This window comes from Streptomyces sp. bgisy159 (assembly GCF_057707805.1).
Genome location: NZ_JBYIQX010000001.1, coordinates 246,904 through 271,716, shown reverse-complemented (window position 1 = coordinate 271,716; position 24,813 = coordinate 246,904). Strand labels below are relative to the sequence as shown.

The 24,813-nt window shown below is 73.6% G+C and carries 18 protein-coding genes, 1 tRNA gene and 1 pseudogene; 11 read left to right on the top strand and 9 right to left on the bottom strand.

What is annotated here, in order from left to right:
* The first annotated feature begins 2 nt into the window (after positions 1-2).
* From AC3ET3_RS01260 to AC3ET3_RS01240, 5 genes are all read left to right on the top strand, one after another.
* The gene (locus tag AC3ET3_RS01260; protein ID WP_435611466.1) at positions 3-2,042 is read left to right on the top strand and encodes a copper resistance CopC/CopD family protein; all 2,040 of its coding nucleotides are present in this window, start codon (positions 3-5) and stop codon (positions 2,040-2,042) included.
* Between the two features lie 6 nt (positions 2,043-2,048).
* On the top strand, positions 2,049-3,320 hold the full coding sequence (gene efeB / locus AC3ET3_RS01255) for an iron uptake transporter deferrochelatase/peroxidase subunit (RefSeq protein ID WP_432136612.1): 1,272 nt from the start codon (positions 2,049-2,051) through the stop codon (positions 3,318-3,320).
* A 106-nt stretch (positions 3,321-3,426) separates the two neighbouring features.
* The gene (gene pheA / locus AC3ET3_RS01250) at positions 3,427-4,359 is read left to right on the top strand and encodes a prephenate dehydratase (protein ID WP_432136611.1); all 933 of its coding nucleotides are present in this window, start codon (positions 3,427-3,429) and stop codon (positions 4,357-4,359) included.
* A 516-nt stretch (positions 4,360-4,875) separates the two neighbouring features.
* Positions 4,876-6,153, top strand: a complete 1,278-nt coding sequence (gene serS / locus AC3ET3_RS01245; RefSeq protein WP_432156528.1) for a serine--tRNA ligase — start codon at positions 4,876-4,878, stop codon at positions 6,151-6,153.
* A complete protein-coding gene (locus AC3ET3_RS01240) occupies positions 6,150-6,947 on the top strand; it encodes an HAD family hydrolase (protein WP_432136609.1) in 798 nt (265 codons plus the stop codon). Before serS ends, AC3ET3_RS01240 begins: the two co-directional genes overlap by 4 nt.
* Before the next feature lie 240 nt (positions 6,948-7,187).
* On the opposite strand, the gene AC3ET3_RS01235 is transcribed toward AC3ET3_RS01240, so the two are convergent.
* The 5 genes from AC3ET3_RS01235 to AC3ET3_RS01215 all read right to left on the bottom strand — a co-directional run bounded on the left by AC3ET3_RS01235 (position 7,188) and on the right by AC3ET3_RS01215 (position 11,202).
* Positions 7,188-7,272: transfer RNA gene (locus tag AC3ET3_RS01235), tRNA-Ser, on the bottom strand.
* A 429-nt stretch (positions 7,273-7,701) separates the two neighbouring features.
* Positions 7,702-8,421: an ABC transporter permease subunit gene (locus AC3ET3_RS01230; protein WP_435611465.1), complete on the bottom strand. Its 720-nt coding sequence runs from the start codon at positions 8,419-8,421 to the stop codon at positions 7,702-7,704.
* Between the two features lie 9 nt (positions 8,422-8,430).
* On the bottom strand, positions 8,431-9,342 hold the full coding sequence (locus tag AC3ET3_RS01225) for an ABC transporter ATP-binding protein (RefSeq protein ID WP_435611464.1): 912 nt from the start codon (positions 9,340-9,342) through the stop codon (positions 8,431-8,433).
* Positions 9,339-10,247, bottom strand: a complete 909-nt coding sequence (locus tag AC3ET3_RS01220) for an ABC transporter permease (protein ID WP_432156530.1) — start codon at positions 10,245-10,247, stop codon at positions 9,339-9,341. The genes AC3ET3_RS01225 and AC3ET3_RS01220 overlap by 4 nt, the downstream gene beginning before the upstream one ends.
* Complete coding sequence (locus tag AC3ET3_RS01215) at positions 10,237-11,202, bottom strand: ABC transporter ATP-binding protein (RefSeq protein WP_432136670.1); 966 nt, start codon at positions 11,200-11,202, stop codon at positions 10,237-10,239. The genes AC3ET3_RS01220 and AC3ET3_RS01215 overlap by 11 nt, the downstream gene beginning before the upstream one ends.
* Positions 11,203-11,429: 227 nt before the next feature.
* Here AC3ET3_RS01215 and AC3ET3_RS01210 point away from each other — a divergent pair, with 227 nt between their 5' ends.
* From AC3ET3_RS01210 to AC3ET3_RS01195, 4 genes are all read left to right on the top strand, one after another.
* Entirely contained in the window at positions 11,430-12,272 is an 843-nt protein-coding gene (locus tag AC3ET3_RS01210; protein WP_435611463.1) for a M24 family metallopeptidase, read from the top strand.
* A complete protein-coding gene (locus tag AC3ET3_RS01205; RefSeq protein ID WP_435611462.1) occupies positions 12,269-14,029 on the top strand; it encodes an SDR family oxidoreductase in 1,761 nt (586 codons plus the stop codon). Before AC3ET3_RS01210 ends, AC3ET3_RS01205 begins: the two co-directional genes overlap by 4 nt.
* A 140-nt stretch (positions 14,030-14,169) precedes the next feature.
* Complete coding sequence (locus AC3ET3_RS01200; RefSeq protein WP_432136603.1) at positions 14,170-14,718, top strand: RNA 2'-phosphotransferase; 549 nt, start codon at positions 14,170-14,172, stop codon at positions 14,716-14,718.
* A gap of 44 nt (positions 14,719-14,762) precedes the next feature.
* Positions 14,763-15,209: a hypothetical protein gene (locus AC3ET3_RS01195; RefSeq protein ID WP_432136602.1), complete on the top strand. Its 447-nt coding sequence runs from the start codon at positions 14,763-14,765 to the stop codon at positions 15,207-15,209.
* Positions 15,210-15,249: 40 nt separating this feature from the next.
* Here AC3ET3_RS01195 and AC3ET3_RS01190 read toward each other — a convergent pair whose 3' ends face one another.
* A complete protein-coding gene (locus AC3ET3_RS01190) occupies positions 15,250-17,259 on the bottom strand; it encodes an NHL repeat-containing protein (RefSeq protein ID WP_432136601.1) in 2,010 nt (669 codons plus the stop codon).
* 339 nt (positions 17,260-17,598) lie between these two features.
* Here AC3ET3_RS01190 and AC3ET3_RS01185 point away from each other — a divergent pair, with 339 nt between their 5' ends.
* Positions 17,599-18,498: an LLM class flavin-dependent oxidoreductase gene (locus AC3ET3_RS01185; protein ID WP_432136600.1), complete on the top strand. Its 900-nt coding sequence runs from the start codon at positions 17,599-17,601 to the stop codon at positions 18,496-18,498.
* 88 nt (positions 18,499-18,586) lie between these two features.
* Entirely contained in the window at positions 18,587-19,474 is an 888-nt protein-coding gene (locus tag AC3ET3_RS01180; RefSeq protein ID WP_435611461.1) for an HAD family hydrolase, read from the top strand.
* Between the two features lie 138 nt (positions 19,475-19,612).
* Here the strand turns inward: AC3ET3_RS01180 and AC3ET3_RS01175 are convergent, their stop codons facing one another.
* The 3 genes and pseudogenes from AC3ET3_RS01175 to cydD form a co-directional block, all read right to left on the bottom strand.
* Positions 19,613-20,665: a peptidoglycan DD-metalloendopeptidase family protein gene (locus tag AC3ET3_RS01175; protein WP_432136598.1), complete on the bottom strand. Its 1,053-nt coding sequence runs from the start codon at positions 20,663-20,665 to the stop codon at positions 19,613-19,615.
* A 234-nt stretch (positions 20,666-20,899) separates the two neighbouring features.
* Positions 20,900-21,098, bottom strand: a pseudogene (locus AC3ET3_RS01170) (histidine kinase); the annotation flags it as partial.
* A gap of 104 nt (positions 21,099-21,202) precedes the next feature.
* Entirely contained in the window at positions 21,203-24,781 is a 3,579-nt protein-coding gene (gene cydD / locus AC3ET3_RS01165) for a thiol reductant ABC exporter subunit CydD (protein ID WP_432136597.1), read from the bottom strand.
* Positions 24,782-24,813: the final 32 nt, after the last annotated feature.

Here is a 24,813-nt window from a genome sequence, read left to right as displayed (position 1 = left end):
CCTTGACGCAGGCCATCGCCCCCCGCGTCCGAACGCTGGTACTGCTGGTGCTGGCCGTCGCCGGCGCGCTGCTCGCGTGCGCCGGCCCGGCCTCCGCGCACGCCGCGCTCACCGGCAGCGACCCCGCTCAGGGGACGGTGGTCGACAAGGCTCCCGGGCAGGTCTCGCTGACCTTCTCCGAGCAGGTCGCGACCGCCGCCGACGGGCTGCGCGTCCTCGACCCCAAGGGCAGCCGGGTCGACACCGGCAGACCGGCGAACGTCAGCGGGACCACGTACGCCGTGGGGCTGCGCGCCGGACTGCCCGACGGCACCTACACGGTGACCTACCAGGTGGTGTCCGCGGACAGCCATCCCGTCGCCGGCGCCTTCACCTTCTCGATCGGGGCGCCCTCCGCGACCACCGCCTCGGTGGACACGCCGACCGCCGGCGGCGGGATCGTGGGCCGGCTGTACGGGCTCGGGCGCTACCTGTCGTACGCCGGATTCGTGGTGATGACCGGGGGTGCCGCGTTCGTGCTGGCCTGCTGGCCGCGTGGGACCTCGGTGCGGGCGGTGCAGCGGCTGGTCGTCTCCGGCTGGGTCACGCTCACCGCCGCCACCCTGTCCCTGCTGCTCCTGCGCGGCTCGTACACCGGCTCCGGGAAGCTCGCCGACGTCTTCGACCTGGACCTGGTCGGCGAGGTGCTGCAGACCAAGACGGGAGCGGCGCTGGTCTCCCGGCTGCTGCTGCTGGCCGCCGCCGCCCTCTTCGTCGCGGTGCTGTTCGGCGCGTACGACAAACGGGAGGGCGACGAGCGGCGGGACCTCACCTTCGGGCTGGCCGTCGGCGGGACCGTCGTCGCGGCCGGGCTCGCCGCCGGCTGGGCGATGTCCGAGCACGCCTCCACGGGGCTCCAGCCCGGGATCGCCATGCCGGTCGACATCCTGCACCTGCTGGCCGTCGCCGCCTGGCTCGGCGGGCTCGCCACGCTGCTGGTCGCGCTGTACCGGGCGCCCGCCGACCGGCCCGTGGAGGCCGCGGCGGTACGGCGGTTCTCGGCCGTCGCCGCCGGTGCCGTCGTGACGCTGGTGCTGACCGGCGTCTACCAGTCCTGGCGGCAGCTCGGCGCGTGGTCGGCGCTCACCGACACGGCGTACGGGCGGCTGCTGCTGGTGAAGATCGGGCTGGTGGCGGTGGTCCTCGGGGTCGCCTGGCTGTCGCGGCGGTGGACGGCGCGGCTGGCCGACGCGACCCCGGCGAAGGTGGACGACGACGAGGAGGCGCCCCGCGAGGAGCGGGTCGCCGCGGCCGCCGCACCAGGCGCCGCCGGCCGCGCCGAGAACACGGCAGGCGTCGACACGGCGGGCGCCGGTACGGCCGGCACTGACACCGTCGGCGTCGACACGGCGACCACCGACACATCGGGCCCCGGCACAGCCGGCACCGGCGCCCTCGGCGTCGACACGGCCGGTGGGTCCGAGCGGGCCGCCCAGCTCGCCCGGCAGCGGGCCGCCATGGCGGCCGCGCGGCAGAAGCGGCTGCGCGACTCCGACCCGGGCCGCTTCGGACTGCGCCGCTCGGTACTCGTGGAGGCCGTTGTCGCGGTCGCGGTGCTCGCCGTGACCACCGCGCTGACCTCGACCGAGCCGGGCCGCACCGAACTGGCGGCCGAAGCGGCGACGGCGGGTACGGCGGCGGCGGCCGCGTCCGGTACGACCGGGGCGGTGACCCTCGACATGGTCTTCGACACCGGCGGCACGGACGGCAAGGGCGTCGTCAGCGTCGACATCGACCCCGCGCGCGTGGGCGGCAACGACCTGCACGTCTACGTCACCCGGCCCAACGGGCGCGCCTTCGACATCCCCGAGGTGAAGCTCGCCTTCACTCTCGAAGCCCAGGGCATCGGGCCGCTGCCCGTCGTCCCCGACCACATCGCCACCGGCCACTGGTCGGCGAGCGGGGTGCAGATCCCCCTCGGCGGCGAGTGGAAGATCGCCGTCACCGTGCGGACCTCCGACATCGACCAGGCGACCGTCTCCAAGAACGCTCAGATCGGCTGACCCCACATGCCCGACCAGTCCACTCAAGACGCCCCCACGTCCGTCCCCCCGTCCCCGCCGGAGACCTCCGGCGTCTCCCGGCGCGCGCTGCTCGGCACCGCCGGCGCGACCGGCCTGGTGCTCGGCGCGGCCGGCGCGGGTGCCGGCTACGCCGCCGCCCCCGCCCAGGCGGCCCCGCTGTCCTCCGTGGGCAGCGGGCGGGTGATGTTTCACGGGAAACATCAGCCAGGCATCCTGCAGGGCCTGCAGGCCCGCGGCCATGTCGTCGCCTTCGACCTGATGCCCGGGGCGGGCCGCAAGGAGGCCGCCGCGCTGCTGCGCCGCTGGTCGGGAACGGCCCAGCGGCTGATGGCGGGCGAGGCGGCCCCGCACGACGACACCGATGTGGCACGGGACGCGGGACCGTCCTCGCTGACCGTGACCTTCGGCTTCGGCCACAGCTTCTTCTCCCGCACCGGCCTGGAGAAGCAGCGGCCGACCGCCCTCGATCCGCTGCCGGAGTTCTCCTCGGACCACATCGACAGGAAGCGCAGCGACGGCGACCTGTGGGTGCAGATCGGCGCCGACGACGCGCTGGTCGCCTTCCACGCACTGCGCGCGATCCAGAAGGACGCCGGGCGGGCGGCCAGGGTCCGCTGGCAGATGAACGGCTTCAACCGGACGCCGGGCGCCACCGCGCACCCCATGACGGCACGCAACCTGATGGGCCAGATCGACGGCACCCGCAACCCCAAGCCGTCGGAGGCGGACTTCGGCCGTCGGATCTTCGTGCCGTCCGACGGGGAGCCGGCGTGGATGGCGGACGGTTCCTACGCCGTGGTGCGCCGGATCCGCATGCTCCTCGACGACTGGGAGAAGCTGTCGGTCGCGGCCCAGGAGCAGGTCATCGGGCGCCGCAAGTCCGACGGGGCGCCGCTGACCGGGGGCACCGAGACCACCGCGATGGACCTGGAGAAGACCGACGCGAGCGGTGATCTGGTGGTGCCGGTCAACGCGCACGCCCGGATCAGCCGGCCCGACCAGAACGGCGGAGCGGCGATGCTGCGGCGGCCGTTCTCGTACCACGACGGCATCGACGCGGACGGCACGCCGGACGCGGGGCTGCTGTTCATCTGCTGGCAGGCGGATCCGCTGCGCGGCTTCGTCACGGTGCAGCGCAAGCTCGACCGGGGCGACGCGCTGTCCGCGTTCATCCGGCACGAGACGAGCGGGCTGTTCGCGGTGCCGGGTGGGGCTGCGGAAGGCGAATATGTGGGGCAGGCGTTGCTGGAGGGATGAGCGGTGCGCGGGCTCGTCTGACCCTTACGGGGTTTCAAACCACCCGGCCGAGTGATTGTCGTGAGACGCACCGGCCGGGTGCGCGCGGGCCCATTAGGGTGAGGTCATGCCAGCCAGCTATGCGTATCTCGGCCCCGAAGGCACCTTCACCGAAGTCGCCCTGCGGACGCTGCCCGAGGCGGCCACCCGGCAGTTGGTCCCGTACGTGTCCGTGCAGTCGGCGCTGGACGCGGTGCGCGTCGGGGAGGCGGAGGCCGCGTTCGTGCCGATCGAGAACTCCGTCGAGGGCGGCATCACCACCACGCTGGACGAGCTGGTCGCGGGTGCCCCGCTGATGATCTACCGCGAGGTGCTGCTGTCGATCACCTTCGCGCTGCTGGTCCGGCCGGGCACGGAGCTGGCGGACATCAAGACGGTCTCCGCGCACCCGGCGGCCCAGCCGCAGGTGCGCAACTGGCTGCGCAAGAACCTCCCGGACGCGGCCTGGGAGTCGGCCGCCTCCAACGCGGACGCGGCGCGCCTGGTGCAGGAGGGGCAGTACGACGCGGCCTTCGCCGGTGAGTTCGCGGCGGCCCGGTACGGCCTGGAGGCGCTGGAGACCGGGATCCACGACGCGGAGAACGCCCAGACCCGGTTCGTGCTGGTGGGGCGCCCGGCCCGGCCCGCGGCGCCGACCGGCGCGGACAAGACATCGGTGGTGCTGTGGCAGCGTGACGACCACCCCGGTGCCCTGCGTGACCTGCTGGGCGAGTTCGCGACCCGGGGCATCAACCTGATGCTGCTGCAGTCCCGGCCGACCGGGGCCGGCATCGGCAACTACTGCTTCTGCATCGACGCCGAGGGGCACATCTCCGACCGGCGGGTGGCCGACGCGCTGATGGGGCTGAAGCGGGTCTGCCTGGAGGTGCGGTTCCTCGGGTCGTACCCGCGGGCGGACCTCACGTCGGCGGAGGTGGCGCCCCCGCGGCAGGGAACCACCGACGGGGACTTCACCGCGGCGGCGGACTGGGTGGCGCGCTGCCAGGACGGGCGCTTCTAGCCGCCCCTCCGGGGGCTTCCGGTTATCCACAGAAGTTATCCACAGGTTGGCTTCTCGACCTGGGGACAAGTCGACACGCGCAGGCCGGTCGGTCGACAAATCGCCCTATGGTCCTCCTGGGGGGCACTCACCCCACACATCACCCTTCGTCCACTTGTTTCCTTCGATCAATCCTTTGGGGCGACCCTTTTCCACTCGAAAGTGAGCTGGAGGGCGTTTTGATCAACACTTTCTCCCTCAGGGACCCCGTTGCGGAATGATCAATTCCCACGTCCACAGATCTTCCGCACACCCTGTGGATAACTTCGCCGCACACCCCCCGCCTGTGGACAAGTGCCGTTCCCCACAAGGGAGTCCGGTCAACGCGGGACCTCTCACCTGCCCCGTCCCAGGGAGTGAGACGCTTTTTCATTGACACCTCCCGACACAGTCGGCAATTGCCCCAGAACGGCGGGTAAGGCGCAGGCGGGAATAGTGAGTCGAGGGCGATGACCGCGCACCGGTAGCCTTGACCCCGTGATTGACCTTCGCCTGCTCCGTGAGGACCCCGACCGTGTGCGCGCCTCCCAGCGTGCCCGTGGAGAGGACGTCGCGCTCGTCGACGCTCTCCTGTCCGCCGACGAACGGCGCAGGTCGTCCGGCGTCCGCTTCGACGAGCTGCGCGCCGAGCAGAAGTCCCTCGGCAAGCTGATCCCCAAGGCCTCCGCCGAGGAGAAGGCCGAGCTGCTCAAGCGCGCCGAGCAGCTCAAGGCCGACGTCAGGGCGGCCGACGCGGAGCGCGACACGGCCGACACGGAGACCCAGGAGCTGCTGCTCCGGCTCGGCAACCTGGTCCACCCCGACGTCCCGGTCGGCGGCGAGGAGGACTTCGCCACGCTGGAGACGCACGGCGAGATCCGCGACTTCGCCGCCGAGGGCTTCGCCCCGAAGGACCACCTGGAGCTCGGCCAGTCGCTCGGCGCCATCGACGTCGAGCGGGGCGCGAAGGTGTCGGGCTCCCGCTTCTACTTCCTCACCGGTGTCGGCGCCCTGCTGGAGCTGGCCCTGGTGAACGCGGCGATCGCCCAGGCCACCGCCGCCGGCTTCACCCCGATGCTCACGCCGGCGCTGGTCCGCCCCCAGTCGATGGCCGGCACCGGCTTCCTCGGCCAGGCCGCGCAGGACGTCTACCACCTCGACAAGGACGACCTGTACCTGGTCGGCACGTCCGAGGTGCCGCTGGCGGCCTACCACATGGACGAGATCATCGACGCCGAGAAGCTGCCGCTGCGCTACGCGGGCTTCTCCCCCTGCTTCCGCCGCGAGGCCGGGTCGCACGGCAAGGACACGCGCGGCATCTTCCGCGTGCACCAGTTCGACAAGGTCGAGATGTTCTCCTATGTCGCCCCGGAGGACTCGCAGGCCGAGCACCAGCGGCTGCTGGAGTGGGAGAAGCAGTGGCTGACCTCGCTGGAACTGCCGTTCCGGGTGATCGACGTCGCCACCGGTGACCTCGGCTCCTCGGCCGCGCGGAAGTTCGACTGCGAGGCGTGGATCCCGACCCAGGGCAAGTACCGCGAGCTGACCTCGACCTCGGACTGCACCGAGTTCCAGTCCCGCCGGCTGTCGATCCGCGTCCGTGAGGGCAAGACCGTACGGCCGCTGGCGACGCTCAACGGCACGCTGTGCGCCGTACCCCGCACCATCGTGGCGATCCTGGAGAACCACCAGCAGGCCGACGGCTCGGTCCGGGTCCCCGAGGTGCTGCGGCCGTACCTGGGCGGCCGGGAGGTCCTGGAGCCGGTGGCCCGGTGAGCTTCCCGTACGGGCTCATCGCCACCGACCTCGACGGCACGCTGCTGCGCTCCGACGAGTCGGTCTCCCAGCGCACCCGTGACGCGCTCGCCGCGGCCACCGCGGCGGGCGCCGCCCACATCGTCGTCACCGGCCGCGCGGCCCCCTGGACGCGGCACGTCCTCGACGACCTCGGCTACCGGGGGCTCGCGGTCTGCGGGCAGGGCGCGCAGGTGTACGACGCCGGGGCGCACCGTCTGCTGACGTCCGTGACCCTGGACCGGCAGCTGGCCGGTGTGGCGCTGGCCAAGATCGAGGCGGAGACCGGTCCGCTGCACCTCGCGGCGAGCCGGGACGGCCTCGACGGCGAGGTCCTGGTGGGCCCGGGGTACGCGGTCACCGGGCGGCTGCCGTCGACGCCGTTCACCGACGCGGCCGATCTGTGGAGCGCCCCGCTGAACAAGATCTACATACAGCATCCCGAGCTGTCCGACGACGAGCTGGCCGAGACGGCCCGCCGGATCGCGGGCGGCTTCGTGGGGGTCGCCATGGCCGGCGCGGGCATCGTCGAACTGCTGCCCCTCGGCCTGACCAAGGCCACCGGCCTCTCCCTCGCGGCCCGCCGCCTCGGTCTCAAGGCCGCCGACACCATCGCCTTCGGCGACATGCCGAACGACATCCCGATGTTCGGGTGGGCCGCGCGGGGCGTGGCGATGGCGGACGCGCACGAGGAGCTGAAGGCCGTGGCCGACGAGGTGACGGCCTCGAACGAGGACGACGGCATCGCGGTGGTGCTGGAGCGCCTGCTGGGCTGACCGGGCGTCGGCGGCCGCCGGACCGCTGCCGGCTTCCCCCTCATGCGATCGCGTGAGTACGACCTGGGCCACTGACCGACCGGGGCACGGCCGACCGGGGTGTGGGGCATGGCGACACAGCGGACGAGCGGTCCGGGCGGGCCCCGCCGCCCGACCAGGACGATCCCACCGGGCCCGGCGTGATCCGGCGTGACCCTCACTGCTCAGGGGGGCGCGCCGGGTGCCGGTGGTGACGTCTTGCGGAGGATGCACGGATCGAACGTGCGCGGGGTTTCCCCCGACCGCGGCTTAGCAAGCCGGTGCCTTGCCTCTCGGCCAATCCTCCGGGTGGGCGGCCCACGCGAGAGCGACTTCGCGTGCTCGAAGCGGCCGCCCCGGGCGGCTCCCCGTGCGGGGCGGGCTCTTCGGAGAGGTAATGGCTACTCCGGAGCCCGCCGCGGGCCGCCCTGTCGGGAGCCGGACGTACTGCCGTGCATGGGCATCGTCCCGCTCCTCTCCCAGTCGGTGGCCGGACCGTGCGGTCCGGCGGTGTGGACAGCAACCACTGTGCCGTGGCGCCCCCTTGGGCGCCACCGAATTTGCGTGCGGTCGGCGGCGGTGGCGCCGACGACAGTGGAACCGACGGCAGCGGCACCGACGGCAGCAGGCTCTGCCGACGGACCGACCCGCGGGCGGTTCGTCGGCAGAGCCACGGCCGGAAATCGGGCTCCCGCTCGCGTCGGCGCGGCGCGGGCGTCCGGGCCCGCGCGGACGGCTACTCCTCGCCCGCGAGCGTCAGTGTCCGCAGCTTCCGGCCCGCGTACCAGGTCGCCGCCGCCGTGACCACGACCAGCAGGACCGTCGCCGTGGTCAGACCGACGTCGGAGGTGACGAGGTCGCCGCCGGCCACCTTGTGGGCGACGGCCAGCGACCACTGCTGGACGCTGAGGGTGCGGGCGCCCGGCACGAGGGAGCCGAACAGTGCCTCCCAGACGAGCGCGTAGACGAGCCCGAAGACCACCGCGTGCCGCGAGACGGTGCCGAGCAGCAGGAACAGCGCGGCGTAGGCGATCGAGGACACCAGGGCCGCGACCGTGTAGGCGACCGCGATCTGCTGGCCGTTGCCGTTGAGGATGTAGCCCGCGATCAGGGTGGGCAGGGCGGAGAACACCATGGTGACGCCGATGGCCACGATCAGCTTGGTGTAGATGATCGTCGGCCGCTTCAGCGGCTTGGACAGCAGGTAGATGACGGAGCCGTCGTCGATCTCGGGACCGATCGCGCCGGTACCCGCGATGACGCCGATGATCGGCACCATGGTGGCGAGGGCGAACCCGCCCAGCAGGTCGGCGGCGGTCTGGTCGTCGGCGCCCGTCAGGGACCGCACGATCACGGAGATCACGACGAGCAGCAGCGGCAGCGCGCCCAGGATGAGCGCCCGGCGACGGCCGAGCAGGGCCCGGTAGGTGAGCCGGGCGACGGTGGGGTCGTACATCAGGGCCTCCTACGCCGCGACCAGGTACGAGAAGACGGACTCGAGGGACTCGTCGGACGGCGAGACCGTGAGCAGCCGGATGCCGTGGTCCCGGGCGACCCGCGGCAGCAGTGCCGTGAAGCGGCCGAAGTCGACGGCCTGGACGCGGAGCGCGCCCTCGGCGACATCGACCTCGATGCCGGACGTCGACGGGTCGGCGATCAGCGCGGCCGCGAGGGCGCGGTCGTCGCTGGAGCGGACCAGGTAGCGGTGCGGCCGGTCGGTCATCAGGCGGCGGATCTTGCGGAAGTCGCCGCTGGCCGCGTGCCGGCCGGCGACCACGACCTCGATGTGCCAGGCGAGCTGTTCGACCTCTTCGAGGATGTGGGAGGAGAACAGCACCGTGCGGCCCTCGTCGCCCATGCGCCGCAGCAGTTCCATCAGCTGCATGCGCTGGCGCGGGTCCATGCCGTTGAAGGGTTCGTCCAGCAGGAGCAGGGACGGTTCGTGGACCAGGGCGCTGGCCATCTTCACGCGCTGGCGCATGCCCTTGGAGTACGTGGCGATCTTGCGGTCCTGCGCGTACTCCATCTCCACGGTGGCCAGGGCCTGCTGGGCGGCCCGGGCGCCGAGGCCGTGCAGTTCGGCGTTGGCGACGACGAACTCGCGGCCGGTGAGGAAGTCGTACATCGCCTCGCGCTCGGGGACGATGCCGATGTGCCGGTAGACGGCCTCGTTGCGCCAGACCGGCTGACCGTCGAGGGTGACCGTGCCGGTCGAGGGGGCGAGGAAGCCGCCCATCATGTTGATGAGGGTGGACTTCCCGGCGCCGTTGGGGCCGAGCAGGCCGGTGACGCCCGGGCCGATGGTCATGGTGATGTCGTTGACGGCGACCACGTTGCCGAACCAGCGGGAGACGTGGTCGATCTGCAGCGTGGTCACAGTCCCACCTTCTTGTAGCGGCGGATCAGCAGGCCGTGGGCGGCCGCGATCAGGCCGAGGGTGACGAGGACGTACACCGCGCCCTGCGCGTGCGAGGGGCCGACCCCGCCGGGGAAGGCGGAGGAGGCGCCCAGGAAGGCCGACTGCACTCCGTCGATGAGGGTGACCGGGGAGAACAGGCCCATCCAGACGGCGGAGACGGAGTTGCCGTTGGTGTCGGCGATGGCCTGGAGGGTGGAGACCGCGCCGTAGGAGATGGTCAGCACGGCGATGACGGCGGCGATGCCGAAGCCGCGGCGCGGGGTCACCGAGGCGATGACGAGGCCGAGGCCGGCGAACAGCAGGGAGAGCAGTGCCACGGAGACGAGCCCTTGCGCGAAACCCTTGGTCTGGTCGGTGAAGTCGAGCTTGGCCAGCAGCGCGCCCCCGTAGAGCACCACCAGCGGGGCCCCGGTGAGCAGGAACATCGCGGAGGCCAGCGCCGCGAACTTCGCCCGTACGTAGTCGGCGGTCTCGATGGGCCGCGAGAAGTACAGCGGTACGGTCTTGAAGCGCAGGTCGCGCGAGACGGACTGGGGTGCCTGCGAGGCGACGTACAGGCTGATCACGGCCTGCATGATGATGGCGTAGCGGGTGTAGTCCACCGGGAGTTCGCTCGCCTTGGTGGCGACGGCGACGGCGACCATGATCGCCGCGGGGACGCACATCACGGCGAACAGCAGCATCGGCAGCACCTTGGACTTCGCCGAGCGGCCGAGGCCGTAGGCGCCGCGCAGGGACTGCGAGTAGAGGGAGCGGGTGGCGTACGAGCGGCCGAGGCGCGGGCCGTCGTAGTTGCGGTAGCCGATGTCGTGGATCCGGGACTGGGCGCCCGGCGCGGTGGCTGTGGGCTGGTCAGCTGCCATGGCCGACGGCCTCCTTGGGCTGCTCTTCCTCGTTCTTGAAGACCTCGGAGATGTGGTGGCGGCGCTGTTCCATGCGGACCAGGCCGAGGCCGAGGTCGGCGACGACGTCGCGCACCAGGTCGTAGGTCTCCTCGCCCGCCGCGGTGAGCAGCAGGATGTGGCCGGCGCCGGGCAGGCCGTCGCTGCCGTCCTGGACGGTCACCCCGCGCGTGTGAAGCGCCTCGCGGACCGCGCGGGTGCCGTCGGGGTGGGTGTCGCTGTCGGTGACCTCGACGGCGAGGGTGGTGGTGGTCTGGGTGAAGTCGGTGGTGGAGCTGGAGCGCAGCAGCTTGCCGCCGTCGATGACGACGACGTGGTCGCAGGTGCGTTCGAGCTCGCCGAGGAGGTGGGAGGTGACGAGGACCGAGATGCCGAAGTCGGTGTGGATGCGGCGGATCAGGGCGAGCATCTCGTCACGGCCGACCGGGTCGAGGCCGTTGGTCGGTTCGTCGAGGAAGACCAGCCGCGGGTCGTGGACGAGCGCCTGGGCGAGCTTGACGCGCTGCTTCATGCCGGTGGAGTAGCCACCGATGGGGCGGTAGCGCTCCTCGTAGAGCCCGACGTGGCGCAGGGTGTCGGCGGTGCGCTCGCGGGCGGCGGCGGGCGGCAGGCCGGACATGCGGGCCATGTGCACGACGAACTCGGTGGCCGAGACGTCGGGCGGCAGGCAGTCGTGTTCCGGCATGTAGCCGACGCGCTCGCGGATGGCGGCGCCCTTGCTCGCGACGTCGAGGCCGAGCACTTCGGCGCGGCCCTCGCTCGCGGGGGACAGACCCAGCAGGATCTTGATCAGGGTGGACTTGCCGGCGCCGTTGGCTCCGACGAGTCCGGTCACACCGGCTCCGATGTCCACGGACAGCCGGTCGAGCGCGGTCACCCGGGGGAACCGCTTGCTCAGGCTTTCGGTCGCGATCACAGTCACGTCCTCGACGGTAGTGACGGGAGCCCGGCCGGTCGTCAGACCGCAGAGCCGTGTTGGGGTCAGACCTCAGATGTAGGGGTTCCGTAAGGGACCCCCTCCTTGAGAGGTACGGGGCCGGTCGGCGGACGGGCCCGGCCCCGCCTATTGACGCCAGGTCTAACAAGTGCGAGATTCTGCGGTGTCAAGTTACGGGCACGTACCGCAACGGTGGGCGAGGTGGCATGACTACGGCGTCATCCAGTGAACGCGCGACGGAGCTGCGAGGTTTCCGGAACGTACAACGTCTCGCCTACGAGTGCGCCGAGTCCGTCGCGGCCCGGCTGGCACCCGGGGTGACGGAGCGTGAGGCCGCGCGGATGCAGCGGGAGTGGCTGCGCGAGCGCGGGGTGCGCGACTGGTTCCACCTCCCGTTCGCCTGGTTCGGCGACCGCACGGCCTTCACCGGGTTCCGGATCCCCCTGCAGTTCTTCCCCACCGACCGGCGCCTGGAGCCGGGGATGCCGTTCATCCTCGACATGGCACCGGTGTACGGCGGGTACACGGCCGACATCGGCTACTCCGGGTCGCTGGGCCCGAACCCCCTCCAGGACAGGCTGATGGCCGACCTGGAGGAGCACCGGGCGCTGATCCTGCGCGAGGTGCGCGAGCGGCGGTCGCTGCGCGAGATCTACCAGGACGTGGACCGCCTCATGGTCCGCCAGGGGTACGCCAACCGGCACCGCGCGTATCCGTTCGGCGTGATCGCGCACAAGGTGGACCGGGTGCGCGAACGCCGCTTCGCGCCCCATGTGTTCGGGTTCGGCACGCAGTCCCTGAAGGGGCTGCTCTCCGACGTGCTGCACGGCCACCGTGAGGGCTGGTCGCCGCTGTGGTCGCCGTACCGCTTCTCCGACCACCCGCCGCGGCCGGGCCTGTGGGCGGTCGAGCCGCACCTCGGGTTCCGGGGAACGGGGGCGAAGTTCGAGGAGATCCTCGTGGTGACGGACTCGGCCGACCCCGATGAGAGCGCGTTCTGGCTGGACGACGATCTGCCGCACACGCGGCGCTGGGCGAAGGGGGAGTGACCGGCGTGGAGGCACGCGAACGCAGGGTGCGCACCGGCGGGGTCGAGCTGTGCGTGGCCGAACTGGGCGATCCCGGGGCGCCGACCGTGGTCCTCGTCCACGGCTACCCGGACAGCAAGGAGGTCTGGTCCGAGGTCGCTACCCGGCTGGCCGAGCGCTTCCACGTCGTGCTGTACGACGTGCGCGGCCACGGCCGCTCCACCGCGCCGAAACCGCTGCGGGGCGGGTTCACGCTGGAGAAGCTGACGGACGACTTCCTGGCGGTGATCGACGCCGTCAGCCCCGACCGCCCGGTCCACCTGGTCGGGCACGACTGGGGCTCGGTGCAGTCCTGGGAGTTCGTCACGGTGCGGCGCACCGAGGGGCGGATCGCGTCCTTCACCTCGCTGTCGGGGCCGTCCCTGGACCACTTCGGCCACTGGATCGGCGAGCGGGTGAAGCGGCCGACCCCGCGCCGGGTCGGCCAGCTCCTCGGCCAGGGCGCCAAGTCCTGGTACGTCTACCTGCTGCACACGCCGGCCGTCCCCGAACTCGCCTGGCGCGGCCCCCTCGGCAAGCGCTGGCCCGGGCTGCTGCGCCGCCTGGAGCAGGTGCCCGGCGACGGCTACCCGACGCCCTCCCTGCCGTCGGACGCGGCCCACGGCGCCTGGCTGTACCGGGACAACGTCCGCGCCCGGCTGCGCCACCCGCGCCCCGACGCGTACGCGCACGCGCCCGTGCAGCTCATCACCCCCCTGGACGACGCGTTCCTCTCCCCCCGCCTGTACGACGGCCTGGAGCGGTGGGTGCCGCGGCTGACCCGGCGCACCCTGACCGCCCGGCACTGGGTTCCGCGCACCCGGCCCGACCGGCTCGCCGGGTGGATCACCGACTTCGTGACCTCGGTGGAGGGCGGCCGGCCGGGCGCCGAGCGGGCGGGCGGCGGCCCGTACGCCGACCGGTTCGCCGGACAGCTGGTGCTGGTCACGGGTGCGGCCGGCGGTATCGGGCGGGCCACCGCGTACGCCTTCGCGGAGGCCGGCGCGCGCGTGATCGCCGTCGACCGGGACGCGGAGGGCGCCGCCCGGACCGCCGAGATGAGCCGGCTCATCGGCGCGGCCGACGCCTGGGCGGAGACGGTGGACGTCTCCGACGCGCAGGCCATGGAGAAGCTCGCGGAGCGGGTGCACCGCGATCACGGTGTGGTGGACGTGCTGGTGAACAACGCCGGCATCGGCCTGTCCGGTTCGTTCTTCGACACCACACCCGAGGACTGGCGCAAGGTGCTCGACGTCAACCTGTGGGGCGTCATCCACGGCTGCCGGCTCTTCGGCGCGCGGATGGCCGAGCGCGGCCAGGGCGGGCACATCGTGAACACCGCCTCGGCGGCGGCCTACCAGCCGTCCCGGGTGCTGTCCGCGTACGGCACCTCCAAGGCGGCGGTGCTGATGCTGAGCGAGTGCCTGCGGGCGGAGCTGGCGGGCCGGGGCATCGGGGTGAGCGCGATCTGCCCCGGGCTGGTCAACACGGGCATCACCGGCACGGCCACCTTCGTCGGCGTGGACGCGGAGGAGGAGAAGCGGCGGCAGAGGCGGACCGCGCGGGCGTACGGGGTGCGCAACTACCCGCCGGAGAAGGTCGCCGACGCGATCCTGCGCGCGGTGGCGGACAACGCGGCGGTGGTGCCGGTGACGCCCGAGGCGCGCGGCGCCCACGCGCTGGCGCGGTTCGCGCCGCGGGTGCTGCGGGCGCTGGCGCGGGTGGAGCCGCGACTCTAGAGCTCCAAATGGCCCGACGAGACGCCGAGTTGTCCACAGACTGGACAACTGGGCCTGTGGATAAGCGTGGTTGGCTGTGGATCAAACCTCCGCGGGGAAATCGTTCGCGTGACGTACCTCTCGCGCGTCACCCTGGAGGGATGGACGAAAGACGAACGGTGCGGGTGTCGAAGTACCTGTCCAAGCACCTGCGCCACCAGCCCGAGCAGATCGGGCTCACCCTCGACGAGGGCGGCTGGGTGGAGATCGGCCTCCTCATCGCGGCGGCGGGCGCCCACGGGTTCCGCTTCACCCGGGAGGAGCTGGACCAGGTGGTCGCCGCCAACGACAAGCATCGGTTCGCCGTCGACGGCACCCGCATCCGCGCCAGCCAGGGCCACAGCGTCGCGGTCGACCTGGGACTGGCGCCGGCCACCCCGCCCGCGTACCTCTACCACGGCACCGTGGCCCGCTTCCTGGACGCGATCCGCGCCGAGGGGCTGCGCCCCATGAACCGGCACGACGTGCACCTCTCGGCCGACCGGGAGACCGCGACCCGCGTCGGCGCCCGGCGCGGCCGGCCCGTGGTCCTCGCGGTCGACGCGGGGGCCATGCACCGCGACGGCCACGTCTTCCACGTCAGCGCGAACGGGGTCTGGCTGACGAAGGCGGTGCCGCCCCGCCATCTGCGGTTCCCGGGCCGGGGCTGAACCTCCGGCCGCCCGGGGGCGTCTTCCCCGGCATGAGCAGAGGTATGGACCAATTCCCGACGACCGAGTCCGCCGTCGCCGCCCTGCGGACCCTCGCCGCCGCGTACGGGCGGGACATCCGGGTCACGCACGACATCGGCGCCGACCAGACCTCCCGCCGCAGCGCCGCCGGCGTCGGCGTCACCGTGGACCCGGACGGTTCGCTGCCGCACGAGGCCCTGGTGGAACTCGGCGGCTCGCCCCGGGTACGGGTCCGTCTCTTCCCCGAGGACGACGCGCTGATCGGCGTGGACGGCGTCGACTGCCCCGACGTGGCACGCGCCGACGTCCCCGCCTTCCTGCGCTCGCTGTACGAGGGCCACGCCTGGGTCAAGGCACGCCGTTTCCCGCCCGGCTACTTCCTCATGGTCCCGCTGCCCGGGGACCGTACGCACAAGGAGTTCATGCCGATGCTCGCCCTCACCCCGTGGCTGAGCGGCCGGGTGCGGTGAGCGGCGGATCGCCGAACAGCCACACCCGGCTCCCGCTCGGTCAGAGGTGCCGGGGCGGCCCGAACAGCGGGGTACGGACCGGGGCGGCCAGCCCGACGAAGACCACCATCTCGTGGCCGCCGGGGTTGGTCTGCACCGGCACGTCCCGCCAGTTGTTGGCCAGCCAGACGTTGCCCGAGGGGTCGATCTGCACGGCGGTGTTGCGTTCCAGCCCGTCGCTGGTGTAGCCGGTGTCCGCCGGCGAGATCGGGTCGCCGGTGCGGAGCCCGGGCGGGCAGGCGGACAGGCGGGCACCGCACAGGTTGGCCAGGCGGTGGCCGCCGAAGTTCGCCACCCAGACCGTGTCGTCGCCGTCCACCGCGATGCCCCAGGGCAGGAACAGACCGTCGTTGACGAAGGGCTCGGCGGGGGTGGTGCCGTCGGGGCGGATCATCGTGACCGAGGCGTCGACGTGCCGGGTGACGATGTCGGCGACCGCTTCGGCGACCATGGCCGGCGTGGTGCCCTCGCACGGCGCGACCACCGCGCCGCTGTTGGCCACGTAAACGTGGCCCAGGCTGTCGGCGGCGATGCCCATGGGCCGCTTGATCCCGCCGCCGGTGATCGAGCGAAGGGGCCTGCCCTGCGGGGACAGCAGCGTGACGCTGTCGCTCCCGTTGCCGGTCACCCAGGCCCGCCCGCGCGTGTCCACCGTGACACCGAACGGCTTGACCAGGCTGTCACCGCCGGGCGCGATGTTCCGGGCCCGCCGCGCATCCCCGTCCGGGATCCGGGTGACGCTCCTGCCCCCGCAGTTGGCGACCCAGACGTTCCCGTCGCGGTCCGACAGGGTGCCCTGCGGCTGGAGGATGCCGCCCCGGCGCCAGCCCCGGGGCGGTGACAGGGGCCGGCCGTCGGGGCCGAACTCGGAGACACTGCGGTACAGGCGGCCGGCGTCGAGCGGGCAGCCGGTGCCCTGGAAGCCGAAGTTGGCCGCCCAGGCGTGCCCCCGGGGGTCGACGGCGGCGCCGAAGCCCGCGCCGTACAGCCCGCCGCCGCGGTAGGGGGCGCCGGGCACGTCGGCGCCGGTCGGAGTGAGCCGGGACAGGATGCGCGAGCCGCACACGGACCGCGAGGGATCGGCGCCGAACGTGTAGTTGTTGACGATCCAGGCCGTGCCCTCCGCGTCGAACGCGACGTTGCCCGGACCGTCCAGTTCGTGCCCGTTGCCCACGTAGCGCAGGGCGAGCGTCCACGCGTCGGGGGCCTTCGCCAGCCGGGGCCGGTAGGTGTTCCGGCCGTCCGCCAGGGCGAAGAGACCGGTGGCGTGCTGCCCGGGCAGCCGGGCGATGTCCGCCACCGCCTGGAAGGTCTCCCGGGGCGCGGGGGCGCCGGGCCGTGCGGCCAGTTCGAAGAGCGCGTCGCAGGTCTGCCCGGCGGTGCAGCCGGACAGGATGTCCGCCAGCGTGTTGAAGGCGCGCAGGGTGGACGTGCGGTCGCCGTTGGGTGCGGTGGCGAGCAGCGTGGCGACCGTCCCGTCACCGACGTCGGCCAGGTTGTGGGAGACGGCCGCGGCGTTCTGCAGCCCGGGGCCGCGGCCCGCGACCTCGCCTCCCTGGGTGAACTGCGCCATCGCGAAGCCCGCCGCGACCGTGGTGCGCTCGTTGAGCACCACCTTCCCGGTACGGCGGCCGACACCGAGCATCGCGACCAGCCGGACCGGCCGCGCGCCCCGGGCGGCCCGGTCGTCCCCGTAACCGGACCGTCCCGCGTCCGCGGTTAGGTACAGCACGGCGTCCGGGCTGTGCGGAGCACGGTAGGAGAGGCTGAAACGGCCGCGCGAGTCGCTGCGCGCGCGGGCCAGCGGGCGGGCGCCCGCACCGGGTCGGTCCCCGGCCTGGAGCAGCGTCACCTCGGCACCGGGGAGGGGCCCTCGGGCACCACGTACCTCACCGCTCTGACGCAGTCTGTCGAGTCCGGGCGGTGACCCGTCGCTGCTCTGCGGGTACGCGGCCCCCACCGCGAGGGAGGCGAGCAGGGCGGTGAGCAGAGCGGCACTGCGACGTCGCACAGGAACTCCGTTTCCTGACGGGAACAGGGGTCGCCGGGCGATCTCCGGGCGTGGTACACCGCGTGGTTCGCCGCCGCGGCGGATGCGGTTCACAGTGACAGCGGCGCGACGCGGGCACTCGCTCTCCGCCCCCGAGGCCGCGGAAGCGCCACCCGTACCGGTGACCGCGTGCGACCGGACGGCTGTAATGGCCGATGCGGGGGACATGATGCGGCTGATGCGCGGAAGCACCTGCTGCACCCGCGGTCCCCGCGCCCCGCCGGACGGCACCGGCCGGGGGGAGCGACGACGGCACCGGCCGGCGAAGGGGTCGGCTCCTCGGCGCGTATCGTCGGGGCCATGCGTCTGAGCACCGTGATACTCCCCCACCGCCGCTGGCACGAGGGCGGCCGCGCCGCTTGGTCGCGGGCCGAGGAGCTGGGCTTCCACACCGGCTACACCTACGACCACCTCTCCTGGCGCGTCCCGTTCCGCGACGGCCCCTGGTTCGGCGCCGTCCCCACGCTGACCGCCGCGGCCTCGGCGACCGACCGGATGCGGCTCGGCACGCTGGTGACCTCGCCGAACTTCCGGCACCCGGTGACCCTCGCCAAGGAGCTGATCTCCCTGGACGACATCTCCGGCGGCCGGATCACCCTCGGCATCGGCGCGGGCGGCACCGGCTTCGACGCCACCGCGCTCGGCCAGGAGCCCTGGAGCCCGCGGGAGCGCGCCGACCGGCTCGGCGAGTTCGTCCCGCTGCTCGACCGGCTGCTGACCGAGGACTCCGTCACCCACGACGGCACCTTCTACTCGGCGCACGAGGCGCGGAACATCCCCGGCTGCGTCCAGCGGCCCCGGCTGCCCTTCGCGGTGGCCGCGACCGGCCCGCGCGGGATGCGGCTGGCCGCCCGGCACGGGCAGGCGTGGGTGACCACCGGGGACCCGAAGCTGTTCGAGAACGGCACGCCCGAGGAGTCGGTGCGCGCTCTCGCGGGCCAGATCGAGAAGCTGGGCGAGGCGTGCGCGGCCGTCGGACGGCAGCCGGACGAGCTCGACAGGATCCTCCTCACCGGGTTCACCCCGGACCGGAGCCGGCCGCTGGGGTCGCTGGACGCGTTCGTCGACTTCGCGGGCCGCCACCAGGCGCTGGGCTTCACCGAGCTGGTGATCCACTGGCCGATCCCGGATTCGGACTTCGCCGCCGACGCCAAGGTCTTCGAGCGGATCGCCATGGAGGCGCCGGCGCAGCTGCGCTGACCCGGCAGCGACCCGGCGCTGACCCGACAAGGGGGCGGGCGTCGTCTGCGTCTCATCTGTGCGCACTGCCGCACGGCCGTGCGGGCATATGCGCGAGAATGGGCCGGTGACCTCAGCGACTACAGAGCCCGAGACGTCGGCCGCCGCCCTCCCGCCCCGGCTGATCGCCACCGATCTGGACGGCACGCTGCTGCGGGACGACAAGACGGTCTCCCCACGCACGGTCGCCGCGCTCGCCGCCGCCGAGGAGGCGGGGATCGCGGTCTTCTTCGTCACCGGCCGCCCGGCCCGCTGGATGGACGTCGTCAGCGACCACGTCCACGGGCACGGCCTGGCGATCTGCGGCAACGGCGCCGCCGTGGTCGACCTGCACGGCGGCCCCGGCACCCACCGGTTCGTGAAGGTGCGCGAGCTGGCCCGCGAGAACGCGCTGGACGCCGTGCGTCTGCTGCGGCAGGCGGCGCCGGGCACGGTGTACGCGGTGGAGCAGACCTACGGTTTCAACCAGGAACCGGCGTATCCGAAGCTGCACATGGAGGTGCCGGACACCCTGGCGCCCGCCGAGGAGCTGCTGGGTCCCGACGCCCCGAGCGCGCACGAGCCCGTGCTGAAGATCCTCGCCTACCATCCGACGCTCGACCCCGACGCCTTCCTCGGCCTCGCCCGGCTCGCCGTCGGCGACCTCGCCACGGTCACCCGGTCCAGCCCCAGCGCCCTGCTGGAGATCAGCGGGCCCGATGTGTCCAAGGCGAGCACGCTCGCCCTGTGCTGCGCGGAACGCGGCATCTCCCACGAGGAGGTCGTCGCCTTCGGTGACATGCCCAACGACGTCGAGATGCTGACCTGGGCGGGCCGGTCGTACGCCATGGGCAACGCGCACCCGGACGTGGTCGCGGCGGCCTCCGGGCGCACGGTCGCCAACAACGACGACGGTGTCGCGGTCGTCATCGAGCGACTGGTGGCCGAACGGGGCTGAGCGCTGTCCCGGGACGTCCACGCACTGCCCGACGCGCCGGAAGCTCACGGGGCCCATGAAGTGCCGCCGGGCCGATCGATGACGACCTGCATGCCGAAGGCGCCCCCGCACGCCACCCGGGGCACCCGTCCCGCCACGTCAGCCCACCGGCACGCCCCGGGCCGCCAGCCACGGCACCGGGTTCACCGCCGAGCCCGTCTCCGGGGTGACCCGCACCTCGAAGTGCAGGTGCGGCCCGGTGGAGTTGCCGGTCGTGCCGGACTGGCCGATCCACTGTCCGGTGGCCACCCGCTCCCCCTGGTCGACGGCGACGGAGGCCAGGTGGGCGTACTGCGTGTAGTAGCCGCCGGGGTGTTCGAGAACGACCTGCATGCCGAAGGCGCCCCCGCACGCCACGCGCACCACCCGGCCCTCGCCGACCGCCCGCACCGGCGTCCCGATCGGCACGGCGAAGTCCTGCCCGGTGTGGCGGTTCGCCCAGCGCGAGCCGCCGCTGCCGAAGCCCGCCGACATCGCGTACGCCTCCACGGGCGCCACCCACGCGCTGGTGAAGTGCGAAGACGGCTGGTCCAGGCGCACCGCGCCCCGGCAGGCGCCCGCGGCGGCCGAGGCGTCCGCCTGGCCCTGCAAGCGGATCCGAGCCGCCTGCAGCTTGTGCTCGATGTCCTTCTTCAGGGAGGCGAGTTCGGCGTTGCGCCGTTCCAGGGCCCGCCAGGCGGTCGCCGCCCGCGCCTCGTCGGCGGCCAGCCGGCGCTCGGCACGGCGGCTCTTGTCGATCGCGTTGTCGACGGCCTGGTTGGCCTGCGAGAAAACCCGCTGACCGCGCATCAGGTCCTCGGTGCTGCCGGCGAGGACGAGCTGTGCGGCGGCGGGGAGGCCGCCGCCGTCGCGGTACTGGGCGCGGGCGATGCGGCCGAGGTCCTCGCGCAGGGAGGCGAGTTCGCGGCGCTCCCGGCCCAGCAGCCCCTCGATCCGCTCGGCCTCGGCCCGCTGCGCGTCGGCCGCGCGCCGGCCCTCCTCCCACTGCCGGGTCGCCGCGGCCGCCTCCGCGTACAGCCGGGCCACCTCCGCACCGGCCCCCGAGCGGCCGTCGTCGTACTCGCCGTCGGCGGTGGTCGGGCGCGCCGCCAGCACCGCGGCGGCGCACAGCAGGACCGAGACGAGCAGCGGGCGGCGGCGAAGTGAGCGCATGTCAGTGATCCTCGCCCGGCGGCCTGCCCCGGGGCCTGTTCAAGACATACGCCCGGGGGACACGCAGACCCGGATGGCTCATCGGATGCCGGGCGGCGCCCGCCTCGGTGCGGCGCCTCCCCGACCACGGTGGTGCCTCCGCCGTCCTTTCCTGTGCCGGCGCCGTGGTGACCGTCGCCGCCCGGGGACCGCGCGCGGTGCCGGAGGTCGCGCAGTCCGCCGCGGCGGCCCGTCGACGCCGTGGTGGACGAACTCGCAGAGCCCGTCGAGGTCCTCGGCGACCATCCCCGACGGCCGCGTACCGGGTCCGGGTGAGCGCGGCGGCCGTCTCGCAGATGCGGTCCAGCGTCGAGTGCGGCTCCGCACCGCTGCCCGCGGACCGCATCGTCTCCGGCAACTGCGGCACCCGTGCGGCGAGTTCCGCCGAGGGACCGGCGGCCCGGGGTTCGGAAGGCGGTGTGCCGGACGTGACGTGGGCCTACGACGACCTGGCGGCCGGGACGAGCCGGTGTGCGGGCCGCTGGTACGTCATCGTGTTCACCCCGCCCTCAGCAGCGACTGTGCCGCCGCCTCCCGCTCGGCCATCGCGCGCAGGGGGCCCGGACCGGCCGCCAGCTCGGCGTACGGCCCGCGCTGCACGATCCGTCCCTCGTCCAGGACGACCACCTCGTCCACGGCCTCCAGTCCGGCCAGCCGGTGGGTGATCAGCAGGGTGGTGCGGCCCTCGGTGGCGGTCAGCAGGTCGGCGGTGAGCGCGTCGGCCGTGGGCAGGTCGAGGTGCTCGGCGGGCTCGTCGAGCACCAGCACCGGGAAGTCCGCCAGCAGGGCCCGCGCCAGCGCGAGCCGCTGCCGCTGCCCGCCGGACAGCCGCGCCCCGTGCTCCCCGACCAGCGTGTCCAGCCCGTCCGGCAGCCCGTCGGCCCACTCCAGCAGCCGGGCCCGGGCGAGCGCGTCGCGCAGGTCGGCCTCGGTGGCGTCCTTCCTGGCGAGCAGCAGGTTCTCCCGCACCGAGCTGTCGAAGAGGTGCGCGTCCTGCGCGCACAGCCCGACCAGCCGCCGTACGTCGTCGCCGGCCAACGCGTACGCGTCCACGCCGCCCAGCGTGTAGCCGCCGGTGTCCGGGTCGAGGAAGCGCAGCAGCACCTGGGCGAGGGTCGTCTTGCCGGAGCCGGACGGGCCGACCACGGCGATCCGGCGCCCCTCGGCGAGCGTGAGGTCGGCCCCGGCCAGCGCGTCCCGGGTCTGGCCTGCGTGGCGGGCGGTCAGCCCCTTCACCACCAGCGGGAACGGCGACACCGGTGCCTGCCGGGGCCGCTCCGGCTCCCGCACCGGCTCGGGGGAGTCCAGCACCTCGTACACCCGCTCGGCGCTCCGGCGCACCCGCTGGCGGTACTGCACGGCGAGCGGCAGCCCCAGCACCGCCTCGAAGGCGGCCAGCGGGGTCAGCACCACCACGGCCATCGCCACACCGCTCAGCCGGCCGTCGCCGACCGCCCGGGCTCCGACCAGCGCGGCTCCCGCGACGGTCAGCCCGGACACCAGCGCGGTCAGCCCGTCGCCCAGCGCGGTCGCCGTCGCGGCCCGCGCGGCGATCCGGGTCAGCACCCCGTCGGCCGCGCGGGCCTCGGCGGTCCGGGCGGGCAGCGCCCCGGCGACGGTCAGCTCGGCGGTGCCGGTGAGCAGGTCGGCCACCCGGGTGGCCAGCTCCCCGCGGGCCGGGGCCAGCCGGCGCTCGGCCCGGCGGGCCACCGCCGCGGTGATCAGCGGTACGCCCACACCGGCCGCGACCAGTCCGCCGGCCAGCACCGCACCCGCCTCCGGGAGCAGCCAGGCCGTGAACCCGACGGCACCGGCGGAGACGACGGCGGCGGCGCCGGCCGGCAGCAGCCAGCGCAACCAGTAGTCCTGCAGGGCGTCCACGTCCGCGACCAGCCGGGACAGCAGATCGCCGCGGCGGGTGGCGCGCAGTCCGGCCGGGGCCAGCCGTTCCAGCCGCCGGTAGACGGCGACCCGGGTGTCGGCGAGCATGCGCAGCACCGCGTCGTGCGACACCAGCCGCTCGGCGTACCGGAACACCGCCCGCCCGATACCGAAGGCCCGGGTCGCCGTCACGGCCACCATCAGGTGCAGCACGGGTGGCTGCTGCGAGGCGCGCGAGATCAGCCAGCCGGACGTGGCCATCAGGCCGACCGCGCTGCCGAGCGCCAGGCTGCCCAGCAACAGGGCCGCCCCGAGCCGACCGCGCCGGGCGCCCGACATGGCGCGGACCCGGGCGAGGACGCTCCTCGCCGGCGCGGCGCCCGCCGCCTCGGGCACCGTGCCGGAGACCTCCCGGGCGCGGGCCGGCCCGGTGATGGGGGCCGGCCTGGTGACGCCGGTCGACGTGGTGGCGTCGAACGACGTGACGACGCCGGCTGACGTGGTAGCGCCGGACGGCATAGTGACGCCGGACGGCATGGTGGCGCCGTGCCGTGCGGCCGGTGCCGCCGGTTCGGTCAGCCGCACCACCCGGTCCGCCACGCCCAGCAGTGCCGGCCGGTGCACCACCAGCAACACGGTCCGCCCGGCCGCCAGCCGCCGTACCGCCGCCACGACCTCCGCCTCGGTGCGCCCGTCCAGCGCGGCCGTCGGCTCGTCGAGGAGCAGGACCGGCCGGTCCGCGAGGAACGCCCGGGCCAGCGCGAGCCGCTGCCGCTGCCCGGCGGACAGGCCGGCGCCGTCCTCGCCGAGGACGGTGTCGGGGCCCTGCGGCAGCGCGTCGACGAAGTCCAGCGCCCCCGCGTCCGCCAGCGCCCGGCGTACGTCGAAGTCGTCCGCGTCGGGCCGGGCCAGCCGTACGTTCTCGGCGACGGTGCCGGCGACCAGGTGGGGGCGCTGCGGCACCCAGGCGATCCTCGACCGCCACTGCTCCAGATCGAGCCCGGCGAGGTCGGCCCCGCCGACGCGTACCCGGCCCGCGGTCGGCCGGACGAACCCGAGCGCCACGTTCAGCAGCGTGGACTTGCCCGCGCCGCTCGGGCCGACGAGCGCGACGGTCTCGCCGGGCCGGACGGTGAAGGAGGCGTCCGCGACCGCGTCGGCGGACCGGCCGGGGTAGCGGACGGTCACGTTCTCGAAGGTCAGGGCTCCGGCCGGGACAGCCCGCGTGCCGGACTCCGGCAGGGGCGTCTCCAGTACCTCGAAGATCTCCTCGGCGGCCGCCAGGCCCTCGGCCGCCGCGTGGTACTGGGCGCCGACCTGGCGCAGCGGAAGATATGCCTCGGGCGCCAGGATCAGGACGACCAGGCCGTCGTACAGGTCCATCTCACCGTGCACGAGCCGCATGCCGATCGTCACCGCGACCAGCGCCACCGAGAGGGTGGCCAGCAGTTCCAGGGCGAACGAGGAGAGGAAGGCGATCCGCAGGGTACGCAGGGTCGCCTGACGGTACTCGCCGGTGATGCGCTTGATCGACTCGGCCTGCGCCTTGGCCCGGCCGAACACCTTCAGCGTCGGCAGGCCCGCGACCACGTCCAGGAAGTGCCCGGACAGCCGCGACAGCAGCCGCCACTGGCGGTCCATCCGGGACTGGGTGGCCCAGCCGATGAGCACCATGAACACCGGGATCAGCGGCAGGGTGGCGACGATGATCGCGGCGGATACCCAGTCCTCGGTCACGATCCGCGCCAGCACCGCCACGGGGACGACCACCGCGAGCCCCAGCTGGGGCAGATACCGCGAGAAGTAGTCGTCGAGGGCGTCGATGCCCCGGGTGGCGAGGGCGACCAGCGAACCGGTCCGCTGCCCGCTCAGCCATCCGGGACCGAGCGCGGCGGCGCGCTCCAGCAGGCGCCCCCGCAGCTCCGACTTCACGGCCGCGCTCGCCCGGTGGGCGGACAGCTCGGTGAGCCAGCCGACCAGCGCCCGGCCACCCGCCACGGCGGCCAGCAGCACCAGGGGAGTCCGCAGTTCCGGCACCGACAGCCCGTGCTCGAAGGCACCGACCACCACCTCGGCGATGAGCATCGCCTGGGCGATGACCAGCAGCGCCCCGACCACGCCCAGTCCGACGACCGCCAGCAGGAAGAACCGCGTGGTGCGGGCGTACCGGAGAAGACGCGGATCGATTGGTTTCACGTGAAACACACCTCGGGACACGGGGTCGGTGT